This window comes from Pseudoalteromonas sp. SR44-5 (genome assembly GCF_014163675.1).
Lineage (GTDB): Bacteria > Pseudomonadota > Gammaproteobacteria > Enterobacterales > Alteromonadaceae > Pseudoalteromonas > Pseudoalteromonas rhizosphaerae.
This window is the reverse complement of the sequence record NZ_JACJDT010000111.1, coordinates 1-1,578: the sequence shown is the minus strand read 5'-3', so window position 1 is coordinate 1,578 and position 1,578 is coordinate 1. Positions and strand designations below refer to the sequence as shown.

Genomic DNA, 1,578 nt, shown 5'->3' with positions numbered 1-1,578 from the left:
GGTTGTCAGTGCACCAAGCAATGGGCAAACTCAAGTAACCGCAACGGGGGCAATCATTTACACCGCCAATGCAGATTACTATGGTGACGACAGCTTTACTTACACAGTTAAAGACAGCAATGGCGCGATATCTAACCTTGCTACTGTCACCATGACTGTAAACCCAGTCAATGATGCGCCGGTGGCACAAACGCAAACCCTTAGCCTTGATGAAGATGCAAGCTTATTGATCACATTGCTTGCGACAGACATCGAAAATGACAGCTTAACTTATCGCATTGATACTGATGTCGCACACGGAACGCTAGTTCAACAAAGCAGTGATAGTTGGTTGTATACACCTGCGGCAGATTATAACGGCAGTGATAGTTTCACGTTTGTAGCCAATGATGGTGCGTTAGATTCAGCTCCTGTTAGTGTTAACTTAACCGTTAATGCTGTAAATGATGCCCCAGTTGCCAGTGCAGAGGCGGTGTCAGTAAATGAAGATACGCTACTGACGGTCAACCTTGCCGCCAGCGATATCGAAGGCGATACCTTAACGTATCAAATCAGCAGTCAGCCACAAAATGGCCGTGTTACATTGACTGGATCGCAAGCAGTATACCAAGGCGAGAGTGACTTCTTTGGCACCGATAGCTTTAGCTTTGTTGCTAACGATGGCAACGTAGATTCAGCACCTGCGGTGATCACAGTGACCGTGAGCAGTGTCAATGATGTGCCAGTGATCAGCGGTTCACCGACTGTGTCAGTGAGTGAAAAAATCGTTTATAGTTTTGCGCCAACGGCAACTGACACCGAGGGTGATAATTTAACCTTTAGCATCAGTAATAAACCAAGTTGGTTGGGTTTTGATAGCAGTACCGGGTTGCTCAGTGGTACCGCTGGTAACAGTGATGTGGGTGTGTATAGTAATATTGTGATCAGTGTCAGCGATGGCATGGATACGGTAAGCTTACCGGCATTTAGCTTAACGGTGATCAACGTCAATGACGCGCCAACGATTGGTGGTGCTCCAACATTAAATGTTGATCAAGATACCCTTTATAGCTTTACCCCAACAGCCAGCGATATTGATGGCGACAGCTTAACCTTTAGCATTAGCAACAAGCCGAGCTGGGCAAACTTTGATAGCAGCACTGGGCAGTTGTCAGGTACGCCAAGTAATGATGATGTCGGCGTAAATAATAACATTATTATTTCAGTATCAGACGGCGCGATTACTACAGCATTGAGTAGCTTTAATCTCACCGTTAAGAACGTTAACGATGCACCGACAATCAGTGGTACACCGAACACCACGGTAAGCGAAGACAGTCAGTATCAGTTTACGCCATCAGTGCGTGATATTGATGGTGATAGCCTCAGTTTCAGCATCATTAATAAGCCAAGTTGGGCAAGCTTTGACACCAGCACGGGTGAATTAGCGGGCACGCCACAGAACGAGGATGTGGGCAGCTACGCGGCTATTACTATCAGTGTTAACGATGGCACAGATAGCGCCAGTTTAACGCCATTTACATTAGAGGTCACCAACACCAACGATGCGCCGGTAGGGCAAAACTTCGCGTTTAACCT

General features: G+C 46.6%; 1 protein-coding gene. It reads left to right on the top strand.

Translation table 11 applies throughout. From position 1 onward, the window contains the following. On the top strand, positions 1–1,578 hold a 1,578-nt coding region (locus H5154_RS22645; protein ID WP_182719715.1), incomplete at both ends, for a tandem-95 repeat protein.